Here is a 17,918-nt window from a genome sequence, read left to right on the forward strand (position 1 = left end):
GTTATGCAGTACCCCAAAATTTCGATCATTACAGTTGTAAGGAACGGCGAGAAAGACCTCGAAAGTGCCATCAAAAGTGTCGTTAGCCAGAGCTATGCTCACATTGAGTACATCATCCTGGACGGGCTCTCGACCGATGGGACACTGGATATCATCCGCAAATACGAGCATGGGATCGCCCTCTGGAAAAGCGAGGCCGACCGCGGGATATTCGATGCCATGAACAAGGGGCTCGATCTCGCCACAGGTGACTGGGTTTTCTTTCTGGGATGTGACGATGTGCTGGCTTCGCCGACGATCATTGAAGAGGTTGTCGCCGAGATGACTGACGCCGACGGCATTTACTATGGGAACACCTATCTGAAAAAAAGCAATCAGATTTACACCGGCAAAGTCAGCAGATGGAATATCGCATTGCGGAACATTTCGCATCAGGCCATTTTCTACCCCCGGTCCATTTATAAGCAAAAGAAGTATAACTTAGACTATAAATTAACGGCCGATCACGTCTATAATGTTGAACTGTACAGCCGCTTTGCTGCTCACTTCGTTTACATGCCCAAACTGATTTCGATATACAATGACCTGGGTATGAGCTCAGTAAATATTGACCATCGGCATAAGAAGGACATCATCGGGATCGTTTACGACAACCTGGGCAGCGCGGTGGGCTCTTACTACTGGCTCCGTGTAAAGGTTTCGAATTTCAAAAACAGCTTGAAAGGTGGGAAATGATATTTTCGTAAGGGCAATCCTGGATAACTGGTTCTATTATGGGGCCATCTACGCAGGATTGTTGTGCCTTTATCTTTTCCTCTATCGAAAAATCTACTGGGGCATCCTCGACCCCTTCCTGATTACGGTCGTCAACCTTACCGGAGGGGCATTCTGCGTATACTTTCTATATTCCGATCAGACTCTCAAACCAATATACGGCTGGTCCTTTTTGGGGACAGAAATCGCCCTATTCTTGGGGATGACAGTTGCAGCCTATATCCCGGTAATCAAATTCGGAGGCCACACCAGTAAACTTGAAATTCCAACCCGCGGTATAAGCGAGTTCGATCTGTTCGTTTTCGTAGTTTGTACTGCCTATGTAATTGTAGAAGCTGTCAACCTGAAAACGGTCGGGGTTGTACTCCTCAATTCCGAGCAAAACCACGTTTCCGCCTATGAGGGCCACGGAATTGTCCGGGCATTTCTTGTGTCCTACCGGTCATTGGTAATCATGACGCTGTATTATAAGATACTTTACCTCAAAAAAAGGCTCAATCTGTTCGAGTTATTCATCTGTTTCGTACTACTGCTCGACCTTGCTACGAGCGGATCCAAATCGGGTATTGTGGTTTTCTTCGTCACGTATTTCCTGATTACCTATCCGATGGTCGCTCAGGGGCGGATGAGCACGATCAAGATCTCTTGGCCGCTGATGGTGGTCTTGTTTAGCTTTCCCGTTGGTATCGTAATGATCTCCGTGGGTGCCGATCCATCTTCGGCTATACAGCAGGTGGGCTTGCGGCTTATGTCGAGCGGCGATATTTTCCTGCTGGGCTATTACGACGACGTCATGGACAGCATTCAGGAATCCTCTTTTTTAAAATATGCATTTTATCCAGGCTGGGGAACAATTCTGAAAAACCTCGGGTTCGAGATTACACCGCCTGAGCCCATCGGCGTAGATGTATTTGCATATTATTCCGGCCGCCGGACTTCGGGGGCAAACGGACGATACAATTACCTCGCCTACCATTTCTTCGGACTCTGGGGCGGTATTATCTATGCGTTGATCATCGGTCTTTTGCTGGGCTATCTGCGTAGTATTTATAAAAACCTCAACCCGATAAATATGAACTACTACTCGTTCCTGTTCATCGTGGTCCTGATCAGCTGCTCAACCCGCCTCGTAGACGACCTTTTGCTGTTTGGTAACACAAGCTTCTGGGCCCTTCTATTCCTGACAGTATCTTATGTGGTAGCCAAAATCCTGTACATGGTGCTCCAAGTGATCACCGGATCAAAATCGTATGCCTAATATTGTTTTCTTTATTTATAATATCTCGGCGGTTGGCGGAACGGAACGTGTAGCTTCGGTCATCATCAACGAACTTGCCAAAAGAAATTATAATGTTCACGTGTTGGGCCTTTATGGCGATCCGGACAAGATTTTCTTTCCTTTCGAGCCGAATGTAAAGGTAACCAGCCTGCATATCGAAGATTTGAAAGGCGTTCGGAAAATCCTTTACTCGCAGCACAAGATCCGGCAGTTCGTCAACAGTAACCATATCGATACATTCGTGACAGTCGAATCGATCATGGCGACATATTCAGTGCCCTCGCTGGCCTTTACCGGCATCCGGCATGTGGTGTGGGAGCATTTCAATTTCAAGGTAAACCTGGGCATCGCGGCCCGGTCGTTCGCACGGCAGCTTGCGCTTTGCTTCGCCGACAGGATTGTAACCCTGACCGCCCGCGATGTACAGTTCTGGAAACAGGGAGCATGGTACCGCCGTGCACAACTCGTACACATTCCCAATCCCATGTTTCTGGAAGAACAAAAGGTCAATGACAGCCCTTCCAAAACAGTCATTTCCGTTGGAAGAATTACCTACCAGAAAGGCTTCGACTTGCTTGTAGACGCCTGGGGCGAACTCCCCACAGAACTTCGGAATGAATGGAAGCTGCTCATTATCGGTGATGGGGAAGACAAACCTCTTCTCGAAAAGAATATAACGGAACTTGGAATTGGGAGTTCGGTTGAACTCGTGGGTGCTACAAAAGCCGTTTTTGCTTATTTTGAAACAGCATCCATCTACTGCCTGAGTTCACGGTTCGAAGGTTTGCCGATGGTACTCCTGGAAGCTTTGGCATTCCATTTGCCCATTGTGGCTTTCGATTGCGACACCGGTCCGGAAGAACTGATCGAGCAGGGGCAAAACGGTATCCTGGTGGATGCAGGCAATGTAAGTAAATTGTCACAATCACTGGCGGGGCTGATGAACGACGATGCGCTCCGCGGGCGCATGAGAAAATACAAATCGCAAAGACTCCACGCACTCGAACTCGGCGGTATTATGGAGCAATGGAGCAGCGTACTGAAATAGAAACCTACCATATGTAGAACACACTAGCTTTGAAAAAACAAAAACTACTTTACATACTGCACGATGTGCAGATCGGAGGCGTTGAAGTAGCCATGCTATCGGCATTGCCGGAGCTTAACAGGCAGTTCGACCTGAAAGTGATGGTTTTGGGAAGCATCGATGCGAATATAACCAGCCACCTTTCCGCTGCGGAAAAGGCTTGTATGGTTTCGTTCGATTATAGGCTAAGTATGTACCCGTTGGTCATTCCCAAAATGATCCGCTTCATATTGAGTTTCTCCCCCGACGTCATGATCTGCTCGCTTTGGCGGGCATCGTTGCTTGGCGTCATGGCCAAAAAGCTAAGGCCACAAATACGATTCATCTCTTTTATTCATAATACGGCTTTTTTTCATCGTTTCGACCGGCTGTTCAGCCAGGCAGCTATCCGTCACGCCGATTCGATCTTTACCGACTCCCGCGCTACGGCCACGTTTGTAACCGGGCAGTTCAAGCCTTCCGTACCTGTTGAAGTCATTTCTTTTTTTACCGGCCATTCACCGGATTTTAAAACAGCCCCGCCCTTCAATAACCAGGATGTGCGGTTTATGTTTCTCGGGCGGATCAATTCCGTAAAAAACTTACCTTTGGCTGTCGACACCATCCGGTACCTGGCCGATCGCGGATACAATGCATCGCTCGATATTTATGGCAGGAACGATGGAATGCTCGAAACGGTAACGGAATATATCCGCACCCAACAGCTGGAAAGTCGGGTACGGTTTCGGGGCGAAGTGAACGGGAGCAAAAAGCTGGAATTATTCAGGAACTATAACTTCCTGATTCAGCTGAGTACCAACGAAGGAATGGCCATGAGCGTGGCGGAAGCGATGCAAAACGGGCTGGTCTGCTTCGTCACCGCGGTGGGTGAAATTCCGAACTACGCGGAGGACATGAAGACAGCAATTTTTGCAGATATTAGTACACCCGAAGCATTGGGTCATTCTTTGAAAAAGCTGGAATCCGTGATCGCCGATCCGCGTCTTTACGACCGGATCTCGACAAGCAGTTACGACGGGTTTAAAACGGTAGGCACCTATTCCGAATCCCTGATACGCAGTATCGGAGGTGTCCTTAGAGAAAGTAATGCCGCAGGCAGCCATTAATATCGCGTTTTATAGGGAAGCGGTTCCTTTGGAATTGTTATTGAGATTATGAAAATATTACATGTCATCACGCTTGCTGAACTCGGAGGTGCCCAATCCGTGGTGATCAATCTGGCACGGGAGTCTGTCAATGACGGTCATGAGGTAATGGTGGCGTCGTCGGAGGACGGAGAGTTGTGGAAGGTACTTCCCTCGGAAGTGGGGCAATGGAAGATCAATCCGTTACAACGCTCTATCAGCCTTTCGAAAGAGCATAAGGTGGTGAACGAGCTGCGCCGTCTTTACCAGGTTTTCAAGCCTGACGTCGTTCACCTGCATTCCTCCAAAATCGGGATTCTCGGTCGACTGGCGTTTCCGCGAAAAAAAATCGTCTACACGGTCCACGGCTTTGATTCCATCCGGGTTGCGTTCAGGAAATTTCTCCATCTCGAACGTCTGCTTCAGATCAGGGCCAAGCATATTGTTGGAGTGAGCAAGTACGATTACAATAACCTGCTGAGTGAGGGGATCAAGAAAAACGTCTCCTACATTTATAATGGCATTACCGATTACTCTACCGACGTTCCTGAGAATCACGGCGAAAGTTACAATCGCCTGGCCGAAATGATCCGGTCAAAATCCGGTTTTAAGGTGATGTGCATTGCAAGGATTTCGCCTCAGAAGAAATTCGAGCTTTTTTGTGAAGTAGCGGAAATGCTCGCCGGCCACGATATCCATTTTTTCTGGATAGGTAATAAAGATAAAATGGCCGATCTTCCGGAAAATGCCTACTGCCTCGGGGAAGCGGAAGACGCTCACCGTCTGCTGAAATACGCCGACCTGTTTATGCTTCCTTCGAATTACGAGGGTATGCCGATGTCGATTCTCGAAGCTTTGTGCTACTCCGTTCCTGTAATTGCCTCCGACGTAGGCGGCATCGGAGAGGTACTTAACGGACTGAATGGCAGGGCGGTAGCCAACACGGCAAGCGAGTTCGCAGATCAGATATTGCATTATGCGAACCATCCGGCCGAACTTACTATTGCAAAAGCCGAGGCCAGGAAGTCGTATGAGCAGTATTTCACAGTGGGGGCAATGTACCGGATGTACCTTTCCCTCTACAAATCGATAGCCTGAACTTCACCGCACGGACACATACGGGCAGGTAATGATTATAGGAAATGTGATAAATCGATCAAATCAACGGAAAGTAACCGGAGCTGAAAAAAAACGGAAAAATTCTTTACAGTAAAATAATATTTTGTGCCGAAACCTTCCCTATATTTGCCGGTAGTAGTTTCATCCCTTCTCCGCCAAATATTAATTTTTAGCACAAAAGCCCTTCTCTGCCAAAAATTATATTTGATTTGACCATATTTATAATTTCGTATTTCAAAAGTTTATTCCTAAACTTGTAGCTTCAACACACGTATATTCTACAATCACACTATTTTTAGTTCATAAAATACACACATATGAGCAACACTTACGTATCTGACCGCAAGTACATTCACCGGCTTCTAAGCAAAACTGCCGTTTCAGAAGAAGTCCTGATTGTCACCAGCTACGACTACTTCCTTCAAAAAAAAGATCTGGCGTTACTTCTCAAAAGATACAAGGAGATTATCCTGATACCACACTCAGATAACGACGATTATCTTCTCAACCACACCGTAAGGCCGCTACTCGACAGATTTGAAAAAATACACCTGGTTACCAATCCGCAGTACGACCGACGCAACCGAGTAATCTACGAGCTGGTAGTCCGAAAAAACAAATCGATCCGAATCACCACCGTTTACGATTTCTGCGAGAGAGACCTCAAAAAAGTATACATTCCCGACGACGTCACCGAAATCAATCCAAATCTTCTGACAGTCCCCACGTTCGGCAGAAGGGTTCGTTACCCCAAGAAGATCATCGACATCACGATTTCCATCATCCTGTTCCTTCTCACATTCCCGATCTGGATTCTCAGCTATTTCCGAATCAAACTGGAATCCCCAGGGCCTGTATTCTATTTTCAGGAGCGCGTAGGCATGAATAACAGGCCGTTCAACTGTATCAAGTTCAGATCGATGAGACTGGATGCAGAGCGGAACGGAGCATCATTTTCGAAAAAGAACGATTCCAGGATATTCTCGTACGGCTCATTCATGCGTCTGACACGTATCGACGAATTGCCTCAGATCATCAATATTTTCAGACGTGATCTCTCGCTGATCGGTCCTCGTCCGGAACGTCCCGTGTTTACCGAAACATTCGACGAAATCATTCCGTATTACAACCTTCGCCACAATATCAAGCCCGGCATCACCGGTTACGCGCAGGTAATGTATTCCTACGGAGCAGGTGTGTACGACGCGCGCCACAAACTCATGTATGATCTCTACTATATCAAAAACTGGAACTTGTTCCTGGAATTGAAAATCATACTCCTGACGGCCGTGGTTATTTTCGGCAAGAAAGGCAGGTAATCCCTCTGACACCTCGTAAATTCTTAATAGTCCTGGAATGAGGAAATTCTTTTATGTGCTGCTATTCTGGGCAGCACTTTGTGCTGAAAGCTACTCACAGGATTCTACGTTTTTCTACTCCGCCGGAATCAATGCAGCCGGCTCTACCGCTGGTGTGCCGCTTTGGCTATATGCCAATAGAAATGCCTCAATACCGGAAAAAGGCTCGTTTGTGCAAGGAGTCGCCAGTTTTCACCGGGTTTACAACCGAAATAACCCCCGATTCTTTCAATGGTCGGGAGGAGCTGAACTGGTAGCCTTTGCCGGTAAGAAATCCGATGCATTCTTTACCGATTTATTCATCGCCGGTAAGGCAGGGCCGGTGGAGTTGAGTATTGGGCAAAGAAAGGAGTTCATGGGCCTGGGTGATAGCCTCCTCACGATGGGGCCAATTGCCATGTCGCCCAACTACCGCCCCTATCCCAAGATCCAGCTTTCAACGCCCAATTTCGTAAGCCTGATCCCTGGCAACGACATTTTTTCCTTCAAGTTCTCTTACGGCGACGGGCTTCTCGGCTCGGCAGGGGTGCATTATGGCAACGTCACCAGCGTTCCAGACGTTTATCTGCATCAAAAATCCCTCTATCTCAAACTGGGCAAGCGCACGCATCGACTCAATTTGTTCGGAGGTTTTAATCACCAGGCCATGTGGGGCGGCGAAGATAAAATCTTTACCGGGGGCCTCAAAAAGGCCGAAGCTTATGAGTATGTCATCTTCGGAAAACCGTGGAGCCACAGCCGTGTAGGAAACCATTTCGGGACCATCGACGTCGCAGCGGAATGGAAGGGAAAACGGTGGGATATTTTTTTGTATCGCCAAACGATTTACGAGGACGGCTCCCTCAGCAATCTGTCCACGGTATCCGATGGGTTGAGCGGGTTACGATTTAAAAGAAGGCAAAGAAGCGAAAACGCCCCCGCATTCCGCTTCAACACCCTGCTATTTGAATTCCTCTACACCAAAAACCAGGGTGGAGCGATATTCGACTACCTAAATGGCATTTTCGGAAAAGACAATTACTTCAATCATTACGTTTACAACCAGGGATGGTCGTACCGTGGAAGAAGCCTCGGCACTCCGATGATCGCTCCGCAAACAACCACACGGGATAACCTGCTTACAACCAAAAACCTTTTCACCGCGAACAACCTGATCGTCGCCTACCATTTGGGCGCCGAAGCTTCGTGGAAGAAGTTTAATTTTTTACTGAAAGGCAGTTTTTCCCAAAACTCGGGCACTTATGATGATCCGATCAGACCGGTTGCGAATCAAACTTCCTTGCTATTAAGAATTGAAGCGCCGCTTTTGAACTCCAAAAGAGATGTTTTCGGATTAAGTTTAGCCTCTGATTTTGGCCAATTGTACACACAAAATATGGCAATAATGATCAATTGGCGGAAATCCGGCTTTATCTGGTAACTTTAAGATTTCACATACATACGCGGCTGAACTATTTCCCTGTTTTACTAAATGTCGTCCCTATTTTCCCTGATACGAGTTTACTTACCCCTTTATCTGTTACTCATCGTTTTCAAATTACAAGCCCAGGACTCGACAGTATACTATAAAGCGTCGGTGATGGCGGCCGGGGCAACGGCCCAAACTCCTTTCTGGCAACACGCCAACCAAAATGGTAGTATTCCGCTAAACGGCAATTTTGGCGTTGTCGATGCTGGAATATACAAGGTTTATAACCCGCACAACCCGCGGCTGATCCAATGGAGCGCGGGCGTTCAGGGCATTGCCAGTTATGGTAAATCGGCCAATGGTTTCCTGTCCGATCTGTACGCCGCGGTGAAAATCGGCAAGATTGAAATCCTCGCCGGACAAAAAAGGATGACCGCCGGGCTCGTCGACACGACCCTTTCTTCCGGCTCACTTGCAATGGCCGGCAATGCAAGGCCTCATCCCCGGGTGCAGGTTGCGGTTCAGGAATACCTGCCGCTTTACTTCACCAACAACTTCGTGGCGCTGAAATTCACCTACTCGGATGGATACCTGGGGGCCAGCGGTATTAACTACGGCAGCGTTCCCCGCATTTCGGATACCTATCTGCATCAAAAGCAGCTTTATTTCCGGCTTGGCAGGAAGTCCCACCGCTACCGCGTCTACCTGGGCGCCAATCACCAGGCTATCTGGGGCGGCGAAAAGGAAATAATGCCGCTATACCGGCTCGATATGCTGAAAGCCTATTGGTATACTATTTCCGGCAAAACCCTGGATTACAGAAAGATAGGCAACCATTTCGGAACATTCGACATTGGTGGTGAATGGCATGGAAAAGATTGGAATTTCTTCCTGTACCGGCAGAACATCTATGAAACCGGCTCACTTTTCAAGGTTACCAATTTTGAAGACGGCCTGAACGGGCTGAGCGTGAAACGCACCAAGCCGCTTCCGAAAGGTTCTTCCTATTTTGCATTTCACTCATTTCTGCTCGAAGTGATAGGAACGCGCAACCAGATCAACCGTTATCCGATATCCGAACTCGCATTATTTGAAAGGGCAAACTACTTCAATAGCTACGTATATCAGCGGGGTTGGTCATATTACGGATCCGGTATCGGCTCGCCGTTAGCCCCGGCATCGACTACCACGGACGGTGATTTACCCCGTAATAATTCAGAATTCACGAATAATAATCGTTTCTGGGCGTTTCATACAGGAGTAACCGCCACCTGGATGCACTTGAAATTGTCGTTCCGCGGTACTTATTCGCGCAATTCAGGCTCCTTTCTTACACCATTTGAGGGAGTAAAGCAGCAAGTATCATTGTGGCTGGGTGCCGAAAAAAACTTAAATATCTTAAAAGGATGCAGTGTTTATTCCGCATTATCGTCGGATATTGGCAAGCTATATCCTAACACCTACGGGTTATCCATCGGCTTGCGAAAAAGCGGTTTCCTGGATTAATCCGTTTAGCAATCAAGCGGCGTATATGTTCAATATGATAATAGAAAAGTTATACTTATTTTTGTTGGCTATTATACACATTATGGACAATGCGTGAGGGCACACCTATGAGATTTCTTTTATTCATATTAACACTAGTGCCCATCCTTGGCTTTTCCCAATCTGAGATCAAGGAACCTGTAATCTACACCGACTCGACCACCAACTACGTGGAATTCGTGGGAATGGGCAGTACCAATGGGTACACCCCCTTCTGGATCCAATCCAACCAGTATGGGATCGTTCCGAAAACGGGGCCCAACCTGAGCGCGCGTGCGGGACTGGAACATTACTGGACTATATCGGAAAATAAAACCCGCAATGAATGGCGCGTCGGTGCAGGCGTAGAAGCGGTTGGCAATTTTGTACAAACCAACAAGTTCATACTCCCCCAGGCGCACGTGACATTGCGATATAAAAACTGGGAGCTTTATGTAGGACGTAAGAAGCAGGCGCTTGGCCTGGCAGACTCCACGATCGGTTCCGGCTCTTACGCCTGGTCGGGTAATGCATTACCTATCCCCAAAATTTACCTGGGAACAACCCGGTTCGTGCCCATCCCCTTCACCAAAGGCTGGCTTTCATTCCAGGCATTTTATTCCGATGGGTTATTTGAAAATAGCAGACCTATTACGGAAAATCTGAAATTCCATCAGAAAGCCTTATATATGCGCATCGGGAAGGCGAATTCGATGCTGAAACTCTACGGAGGCTTCAACCATCAAGTTCAATGGGGCGGAAAACTTAAAAAGAACCTGGGCCTTACGGGCGATCGGCTGCAAATGCCTACCGGATTTAAAAACTACGTCAATGCCGTCATAGGGTCCATCGGCGGGAGCGGCGACGACATCACTTATTTCGATAGTACCAGCCGGATCGGAAACCACCTTGGTTCGATCGATCTCGCGATGGAGGTCGAAACTTACGAGACCAGCATCTTTCTTTATCGGCAGTTCATCTACGAAGACGGTTCCCTATTTTACCTAACCGGCCTCAAAGACGGCCTGTATGGTGCCAGAATCAAGCGTAAAAACTCCTACGGAGCCAATTTCGAGATCAATGCGGCTGTCCTTGAATTTTTGTATACCAAAGACCAGGGAGGCGACGATTTTGTATTGACTAATGGCAAAAAACGCGGCCACGACAACTATTTCAATAATCAGCAGGTACGCGACGGCTGGGGCTATTACGATAGGACAATCGGAACGCCATTTATCCCTCCAACTTCGCAGACCAAGTGGAAATGGCCGAATTATGCCGACAATTTCACAAGCAATAACCGCGTCATGATGTTGCACCTTGGGTTAGAAGGTACATTATTCCGGAAAATCCAGTGGATGGGCAAGTTCTCCTTCTCTGAAAACAGCGGCGCCTACCTCGAACCGTTCCTCGGTTCACCCAGGCAATTCTCCGGCATGCTCATGATGCAATCCAAGCTCGACGTTCTGGGCGGTTTGACCGTCAAAGGGGCTTATGCAGCGGATATCGGCGACTTGTACCGCAAAACGTACGGATTCATGCTGGGTGTTCGAAAAGACTTCTCGTTTTACTGAGCCTTATAAATTACTTCTGATCTTTTCAGCAAGCGTCGCGAGTTCTTCTTGCGACGTTTTTATTTTTTGGCTGAAATCGGCGTCTGCCATGCTGTTGAGCGGGAGCAGGTGTACGTGCGCATGAGGCACTTCCAGGCCTATTACGCTCACGCCGATGCGCAGGCACGGAACCGTCTTTTCCAATGCAGGGACAATGCTTTTGGCAAACAGGAACAGGCCGGTGTACAACTCATCGTCGAGATCGAAAAGGTAATCCACCTCTTTCTTCGGAATGACGAGCGTATGCCCTTTCGCAATGGGAAATGCATCGAGAAATGCTAGGAAATCCTCTGTTTCGGCAATTTTATGGCAAGGAATTTCCCCCGCTACGATTCTTGAAAATATAGAAGCCATGTGGATAGGTTGTCGGATTATTTTGAGCTACTCCCAAAAATAGGAGCCGCCAACTTTCGATCCAAATATGCCTTTGAAAACTCAAAAAGTACTTAATATTGTGGACTAAAACTTTAACAAGCGAAACATGAATTTCACAAAATGGAAGGCTTTCGGAAAAGCATCCGTTATCGCCCTGGCTGCTTTGGCCTTTTCAAATGACGCAGAAGCGCAAAAAGGAAAGTGGGTTACTCTTTTTGATGGCAAAAGCCTGAACGGCTGGCATAGCTGGCAACAGGACAAAGTTCTGCCACAGTGGAAAATCGAAGACGGTGCGGTAGTGCTGGCCGAAAAAGGCGGTAAAGACCTCGTTACCGACAAAGAATACGGTGATTTCGAACTCGAACTGGAATGGAAAATCTCCGAAGGCGGTAACAGCGGAATCATTTACCACGTGATAGAAGACAAAAAGTATTGCTGTCCTTACTCTACCGGCCCGGAAATCCAGGTACTCGACGATGCGAAACATCCCGATGCAAAAGCTGGTAAAGACGGTAACCACAAAGCCGGTTCACTGTACGACATGCTTCCTCCATCCAATTTCTCTGCGGTAAAACCTGCCGGGGAATGGAACAAGGCCAAAATCGTGATCAAAGGTGGCAAAGGCGAGAGCTGGCTGAACGGCAAAAAAGTAGTGGAATTCCCGACTCAGGGTGCTGAATGGGACAAACTCGTTGCCAACAGCAAGTTCAAAACCTGGCAGGGATTCGGTGCATCTTCCAAAGGCAAGATTGCATTGCAAGACCACGGCGACAAAGTTTCTTACCGCAATATCCGCATCAAGGAACTATAATACACCGTTTTTAAGGTTTCCTGACCAATATTCGCGGCTGTAAACGCGCCTGAAAGGCCAGTTTTTCAACCGCAACAGAAGGGGCAAATAAGCGTGAGGCTCTTTGGACGACTTGCTGTAATGGTAAAGATCGTCGTCCGTAAGTACCAAGCCCTTGTAGGCCCCTTCTTCCTTTACAGTGATATCGCCAAATGGGAGTTCTTTTTCAAATGCCGGGTTTTGCCGCACAAGCCGTTCTTTCAACAGCCATTCGGAACGGAATTGCCCGGTAGCAAGCGGCGCCGGCTCAAACTTGCCTTCCGATACCTGCAATGCATAATCCATGTAAGCCCTTAACAGCTTCGGACCTTCGTTGGCCGTTTGTTCCGTTTGCAGCTGCGACGGCCAAAGACTTGTTACAAAGTAGATTTTCTCTCTCGCACGCGTAACAGCCACGTTCAGGCGATTCTCCCCTCCCTGCATATTCAGTGTCCCGAACTGCATAGACACACGCCCTTTCTCATCCGGCGCATAGCCCATTGAGAAGATGATAATGTCGCGTTCATCGCCCTGCACGTTCTCTATATTCTTTACAAAAAGGCCGTCGGGCAATGCGGTTTCCTTCTCCAATGCATCCTGAATGGCGGCTTGCTGGTAAAAATTGAAGGTTACTACGCCAATGCTCTTTCCACTTCCGGCAAGCTCACGGATCAGCCGCAATACTTCGTCCACTTCCATAGCGTTGGTATTGTTCCTCCAAATACCCTCGGTTTTAATGTATTCAATCCCAGGCTCGCGGTTGTTGATCTTATGGAAATCGGGCAGCAGTTTAAGGCTCTTTTTATAGAAATTTCGGTTTGAAAAATCAATGAGATCGAGTGACAAACTTCTGTAATGGCCTGTCAGTTGATAATGATCCAGCGATTGCCCCGCAAGATCCAGCAGCGACTCGATTTCAATGGCGGCCGAATACTCTTCATCTTCCGTCCGGTCTTCGTAACGCACGCGATAAAGATCGCTTGGCGAAAGCTGTTTGCTATCCCCGGTAACCACCCATTGTTTCCCCCTGAATGCCGCCGGTAAGCTATACTCCGCATAGCATTGCGATGCCTCATCGAAAATAACCAGATCGAACAACCCGCTCTCCATCGGAAAAATCGCCGAAACGGCTTCCGGAGAAGCCATCCAGCAAGGTATGAGGGCAAATACCTCGTCGGCGTAGTTTTCGAGTAATTTCCGGGTCGGCCAGATCTTGCGCTTTTTCGTGACCTGGTGCCCGAGTTCGCGGTACGTTACGCGGTTCCCCAGGCGGTTCTTTTCCACATCCTCGTAAGTGGCCTCGCGCAATTTAATATTCGTAATATCCGAGCTCAGCTTCTGCTTCAACTCAATGCTGCCCTGCACCTGATCTTCCCACTGCTTCATTTTGAGTGAAGTCACCGATCGCAATACCGGGTATTTGCTCTCGATATGTTCGATCCAGGCCAGTTTAATACTATTTTCAAATAAGGCGAGTACTTCCTGCGCATTGGTAAAACCAAGTTCTGTCCCTTTCGTCAAAGTTGCCTTTACTGCGCCACGCTGCGATTCGGTCATTTCTTCCCACAGCCGGTCCATATCGGTCAGTGAGTCAAAATCGTTGTGTAAGGCATCCAACAGGATTTCGCTATAACCGGCAGGATCGTCGACTAGTGCGGCGATCTGCTCGGGCAAAAGGTACGGTAGCATGGCTTTCTCCATACGATCCCAGATTTGCAGCCATTGTCGGAGATTTTGGATGGTTTCCGTAAACTGATCAAGCTGCCCATTTGAACCAACAATTTCATGAAAAGCCTTCGTCCACGCACCCGCATCCATACGCGCTACGGCGTCGGAAGCACGCTCGGCAGATTTAAAGAAGGCCAGATACTCGCCGGCACGATCTGCCGAAAAATCATCGATAAATACCGGTTCAAAACCCAGGTTCGCATTTTGCAGCCACGATTCCAGCTGTCGGCGGTTCCTTAAACGTTCTTCCAGCCGCACCATATGTTCGAGGGAAGTCGTGAGACCGTTGGCAATCGCCACCCGCTCTATCTCTTTCTTTTCCTTACTAAATACATCCCAAAAAAAGCCCGAAACCGCCGACTGCTTTGTTTCAAGCGACTTTTTCAGTATAACTTCAAATGCATTCAATTGAGATGCCGGAAGGGACATTTCGATCCCCCCCTCGGCAATAAAACCCTCCATTACATCCACAGCCTGCCGTACGAACGCCAGGCGCTCATGGGCATTTGCCGACCCGGCCGTGTATTTCTTTACCAGTTCCCATGAAGCTTCATCAGATACCAGTTCGGTGATATCGGTAAGGCGCTCCGTAATTTCTTTGCGGTTCCGGATAAACGACTTGTCAAATGGAACACCTGCTATCTGCTCAAAGCTTCGGGTTTGCTTTTCAAAAGCGGCAGGCCATTCCGACAGCATATTTTCCATTGTCCGCAGCTCCGCCATGCCGAATGCGGCAAAACTCCGCCGGTTTCGCCACGGATGCGCGGGATGAATGAGGAATGCGTAATCGGAATAGGTTTTCAAGTGCCTTTTAAAACCGTCCCAGGTGTCAATGCTGAACTGGCGGTAATACGGCCGCATGTCGGCATGCGCCGCGTTGGGATCGCTCGTGAGGTAAAGTTCTTTAATGCTCACGCCGCATTCATTTTCATCAAACAATGCGAAACGAAAGCCGTTCAGCTCATCCACCGTCTTATCGATCGCGCGGCTTTCCTGGGTAAATTGTCTTTCCAGGAATACCGAATCGAGGCTATAATTCTGCTGACGATATGCCTCTACTTTTTCTATTTGAGACGCAATCTGGCTGTATAATGCGGAGCGGTCGTTTTTAAAGTCGTGGATGAGGCCGGTAAAATCCTTCATACCGGTGGTCGCCAGACGTTGGTAAACCACATCCAGCGCCGCCCGCTTTTGGCATACCAATAAAACACGCTTGCCCTTCGAAGTAAAGTCGGCAATCAGATTGCAGATCAGCTGCGATTTACCGCTTCCCGGCGGGCCCTGTACCACAACAGAACTGCCCGATTTGACCGCGAGGATAATCTCTTCCTGAGACTCGTCCACCGGAAATGGCGTCAGCACATCCTCTTCCCTCGCCTGCCGGGTTTCCCGCACCGAAAGTTCCGGCTGTAAATGGTTCTCGTCTTCGGTTTCCTCTGCCAAATCAATCAACGGCAGCTTGAAACCCTCGGTGTCTTCAAGGTCCAGGAGCCTGTTATAATCCGGAACCAGGTACGAACCCGCCTGCGGAAAAATACCGAGAACGGCCTCCGGGTAGAGTTTCAGTTCCCCATTACGCTCATTTGCTGCAAGGTCCGAACTCTTTTCGCCACTGAATGCAACTAGTTTATCTTCAAAAAGCTGTTGATTAAAATTGATCTTGAATGGCGTCGATTTCAGCCATTCATAGAGCTGCGTCCTGAATTCGAGAAAATCCTTTGGAAAATCCTCAAATGACTTTTCGAGCACTTCATCGGGAATTTTTGCCTCATTGAAATGTCCGTAAGCCAGCGCGAAACTCTGATTTAAAGCCACGGCACTGTCGTCGCGCTCGAAAAGGCACCATTGTTCACGGTCCATCCGCAACGTCACCGGGAAAAACAACAGTGGGGCGTGAATAGGTGTGCTGTCGGAAAGCTTGCCTTTCACGAACGGATAGCCCACATACAGGTCACGCGAGCCTCGTTCCTCTTCGATGAAGCGCTCGGTACGGGCTATTTTGCGTAGCCGCTTGCTAGCTTCATTCACCTTCTCGAAACGTGGATCGGCCACGTCGCACAACGCGACCCGGTTGTTCCCTTGGATCACCTGTTTGAGCACATCGATAGACGGCTTTGACAACAGGAAATCCGTATCGTGGAAATCCAGGAACTGTTCGGCAGACAAGCTCGTAAGTAACAGCGACTTGTTGCGGGTACTAAGATTGGTAAGTCGTTTTAGATAGGCTTTAAGAATCCGGCTCATAGTTACTCAAAACGCTGCCCGATGCCTAACTATTGGATAAGACCTCGTCCTCTACCTCCTTTTTTTCAGGAACGATCACCGATGCCAGAATACTCACCGCCAGAATACCGATGATCACATACAGCGAATACACGGTTTTGAACCCGATCGATTCGAGGTAATGGTGTGCGAGCATCTTGCTTCCGATAAAGACCAGCAATACTCCCAAACCATATTTGAGGAAGCGGAAAAGCCCCATAATGTTGCTCAGGAAGAAGAACATTGAGCGCAATCCCATGATCGCGAAGATATTCGAGAAGAAAACCACGTAGGGATCTTTGGTAACCGAAAATACCGCCGGCACTGAATCCACCGCGAAAATCAGGTCGGTAAACTCGACGATCAATACCACTACAAAAAGTGGCGTAACGAGCCATTTGCCTTTTTTCAATACAAAGAAATGCTCATGTACGTAGCGCGGGAACACGGGCAGGTACTTGGAAGCGAATTTCACAACCGGGTGTTTCGCAGGATCGATTTTTTCCTCTTCTCCCCCTTCGAAGAATATCTTGCCGCCCTGGTAAACCAGCAGCAGACCGAAAATGTAGATAATCCATTCGAAACGCTGCATGAGCGCCGAACCCACAAAAATGAAGACGAAGCGCATGATAATCGCACCCAAAACGCCCCAGAAAAGCACTTTTTTGAAGTATTTGGGCCGAACACCAAACGACGAGAATATCAGGATAATGACGAAAATATTGTCGACCGAAAGTGCATATTCCAGCAAGTAGCCGGTAATGAATTCCAGCGACATGTTTTTCCGGTAGAGTTCGAGGCTTTCCTCAAAATCGCCGGGTATGAGTTTCAAGTGCGGCGCGTACTTATTTTTAATTGTTTCGAGCTCGCCATAATTGTCCATGCCGTGCACCAAGTCCCCGTGCGTATTGATGACCAGGTAGAATGCCAACGCAAGGGCTATCCAGGCGACAGTCCAGGCGGCAGCTTCACCAAACTTGACCACATGGTCTTTTTTGTTGAAAACACCCAGATCCAGAAGCAGCATCACGCTGATCACCAGAATAAAACCTCCAAAAAACAACACTTCGTTGGAAAACATGAACAAGCAAATTTAGTTTTGAAAGAACAGGCCGGACTCATACCAAAACCGGGCCATCCCGGCGGGGCCGTCCGGGCGAGTCGCAGCCTAGGTCGGTTAAAGGAGGCAAAGGTAAGCAAAATATGAAGTGGATAGGCGAAAACTGACGGGCGGTAAATGAAGCGTGCATTCCGTCTGTTTCCGGAGGATGAGCACTTTTGAGAGACAAACCGCCTCAATTCACCGCCTACGCTATTTTTGAGTCCAAAAAATTTTCAAGCTTGATCAATTGATTTACAATTTGTTAATGTTTTTACGCAATTTTTTTATCAAATATTTTCACCAAAAACTTGCGTCAAATACCAGACGTCCCTACAT

The 17,918-nt window shown here is 48.1% G+C and carries 13 protein-coding genes; 10 read left to right on the top strand and 3 right to left on the bottom strand.

All coding sequences use genetic code 11. The annotated features are described in order from the left end of the window. Positions 1 to 3: 3 nt before the first annotated feature. The 9 genes from J2Y43_RS04855 (at position 4) to J2Y43_RS04895 (ending at position 11,247) form a co-directional block, all read left to right on the top strand. Entirely contained in the window at positions 4 to 735 is a 732-nt protein-coding gene (locus J2Y43_RS04855; RefSeq protein ID WP_309980993.1) for a glycosyltransferase family 2 protein, read from the top strand. Then, on the top strand, positions 725 to 2,032 hold the full coding sequence (locus J2Y43_RS04860; RefSeq protein WP_309980992.1) for a hypothetical protein: 1,308 nt from the start codon (positions 725 to 727) through the stop codon (positions 2,030 to 2,032). Before J2Y43_RS04855 ends, J2Y43_RS04860 begins: the two co-directional genes overlap by 11 nt. Beyond that, positions 2,025 to 3,101, top strand: coding sequence for a glycosyltransferase family 4 protein (locus tag J2Y43_RS04865; RefSeq protein ID WP_309980991.1), 1,077 nt, complete (start codon positions 2,025 to 2,027; stop codon positions 3,099 to 3,101). Before J2Y43_RS04860 ends, J2Y43_RS04865 begins: the two co-directional genes overlap by 8 nt. A gap of 29 nt (positions 3,102 to 3,130) precedes the next feature. Next, positions 3,131 to 4,246 carry a glycosyltransferase family 4 protein gene (locus J2Y43_RS04870; protein WP_309980990.1) on the top strand — a complete coding sequence of 372 codons (1,116 nt, stop codon included), beginning with the start codon at positions 3,131 to 3,133 and terminating at the stop codon, positions 4,244 to 4,246. Positions 4,247 to 4,294: 48 nt separating this feature from the next. Beyond that, the gene (locus J2Y43_RS04875; RefSeq protein WP_309980989.1) at positions 4,295 to 5,362 is read left to right on the top strand and encodes a glycosyltransferase; all 1,068 of its coding nucleotides are present in this window, start codon (positions 4,295 to 4,297) and stop codon (positions 5,360 to 5,362) included. Positions 5,363 to 5,700: 338 nt separating this feature from the next. Then, a complete protein-coding gene (locus J2Y43_RS04880) occupies positions 5,701 to 6,702 on the top strand; it encodes a sugar transferase (RefSeq protein ID WP_291204107.1) in 1,002 nt (333 codons plus the stop codon). A gap of 37 nt (positions 6,703 to 6,739) precedes the next feature. After that, complete coding sequence (locus J2Y43_RS04885) at positions 6,740 to 8,161, top strand: capsule assembly Wzi family protein (protein WP_309980988.1); 1,422 nt, start codon at positions 6,740 to 6,742, stop codon at positions 8,159 to 8,161. Between the two features lie 51 nt (positions 8,162 to 8,212). Next, entirely contained in the window at positions 8,213 to 9,655 is a 1,443-nt protein-coding gene (locus J2Y43_RS04890) for a capsule assembly Wzi family protein (protein WP_309980987.1), read from the top strand. A 107-nt stretch (positions 9,656 to 9,762) separates the two neighbouring features. Further along, positions 9,763 to 11,247: a capsule assembly Wzi family protein gene (locus tag J2Y43_RS04895; protein ID WP_309980986.1), complete on the top strand. Its 1,485-nt coding sequence runs from the start codon at positions 9,763 to 9,765 to the stop codon at positions 11,245 to 11,247. Positions 11,248 to 11,250: 3 nt separating this feature from the next. Here the strand turns inward: J2Y43_RS04895 and J2Y43_RS04900 are convergent, their stop codons facing one another. Continuing rightward, complete coding sequence (locus J2Y43_RS04900) at positions 11,251 to 11,640, bottom strand: HIT family protein (protein WP_309980985.1); 390 nt, start codon at positions 11,638 to 11,640, stop codon at positions 11,251 to 11,253. A gap of 127 nt (positions 11,641 to 11,767) precedes the next feature. On the opposite strand from J2Y43_RS04900, the gene J2Y43_RS04905 reads away from it, so the two are divergent. Next, a complete protein-coding gene (locus J2Y43_RS04905) occupies positions 11,768 to 12,472 on the top strand; it encodes a DUF1080 domain-containing protein (protein WP_309980984.1) in 705 nt (234 codons plus the stop codon). Here J2Y43_RS04905 and J2Y43_RS04910 read toward each other — a convergent pair. Next, positions 12,467 to 16,462, bottom strand: a complete 3,996-nt coding sequence (locus tag J2Y43_RS04910; protein WP_309980983.1) for an AAA domain-containing protein — start codon at positions 16,460 to 16,462, stop codon at positions 12,467 to 12,469. The two genes, J2Y43_RS04905 and J2Y43_RS04910, sit on opposite strands and share 6 nt — an antisense overlap. A 25-nt stretch (positions 16,463 to 16,487) precedes the next feature. Then, a complete protein-coding gene (locus tag J2Y43_RS04915) occupies positions 16,488 to 17,561 on the bottom strand; it encodes a TerC/Alx family metal homeostasis membrane protein (RefSeq protein WP_223402392.1) in 1,074 nt (357 codons plus the stop codon). Positions 17,562 to 17,918: the final 357 nt, after the last annotated feature.

This window comes from Dyadobacter sp. BE31, assembly GCF_031457695.1.
In the GTDB taxonomy this organism is placed as follows: domain Bacteria; phylum Bacteroidota; class Bacteroidia; order Cytophagales; family Spirosomataceae; genus Dyadobacter.

What these genes read in the sequence shown, in the direction of transcription:
- J2Y43_RS04855 (WP_309980993.1), top strand. Translation starts at nt 4, where the DNA reads ATGCAGTACCCCAAAATTTCGATCATTACAGTTGTAAGGAACGGCGAG.
- J2Y43_RS04865 (WP_309980991.1), top strand. Translation starts at nt 2,025, where the DNA reads ATGCCTAATATTGTTTTCTTTATTTATAATATCTCGGCGGTTGGCGGA.
- J2Y43_RS04875 (WP_309980989.1), top strand. Translation starts at nt 4,295, where the DNA reads ATGAAAATATTACATGTCATCACGCTTGCTGAACTCGGAGGTGCCCAA.
- J2Y43_RS04880 (WP_291204107.1), top strand. Translation starts at nt 5,701, where the DNA reads ATGAGCAACACTTACGTATCTGACCGCAAGTACATTCACCGGCTTCTA.
- J2Y43_RS04885 (WP_309980988.1), top strand. Translation starts at nt 6,740, where the DNA reads ATGAGGAAATTCTTTTATGTGCTGCTATTCTGGGCAGCACTTTGTGCT.
- J2Y43_RS04890 (WP_309980987.1), top strand. Translation starts at nt 8,213, where the DNA reads ATGTCGTCCCTATTTTCCCTGATACGAGTTTACTTACCCCTTTATCTG.
- J2Y43_RS04895 (WP_309980986.1), top strand. Translation starts at nt 9,763, where the DNA reads ATGAGATTTCTTTTATTCATATTAACACTAGTGCCCATCCTTGGCTTT.
- J2Y43_RS04900 (WP_309980985.1), bottom strand. Translation starts at nt 11,640, where the DNA reads ATGGCTTCTATATTTTCAAGAATCGTAGCGGGGGAAATTCCTTGCCAT.
- J2Y43_RS04905 (WP_309980984.1), top strand. Translation starts at nt 11,768, where the DNA reads ATGAATTTCACAAAATGGAAGGCTTTCGGAAAAGCATCCGTTATCGCC.
- J2Y43_RS04910 (WP_309980983.1), bottom strand. Translation starts at nt 16,462, where the DNA reads ATGAGCCGGATTCTTAAAGCCTATCTAAAACGACTTACCAATCTTAGT.
- J2Y43_RS04915 (WP_223402392.1), bottom strand. Translation starts at nt 17,561, where the DNA reads ATGTTTTCCAACGAAGTGTTGTTTTTTGGAGGTTTTATTCTGGTGATC.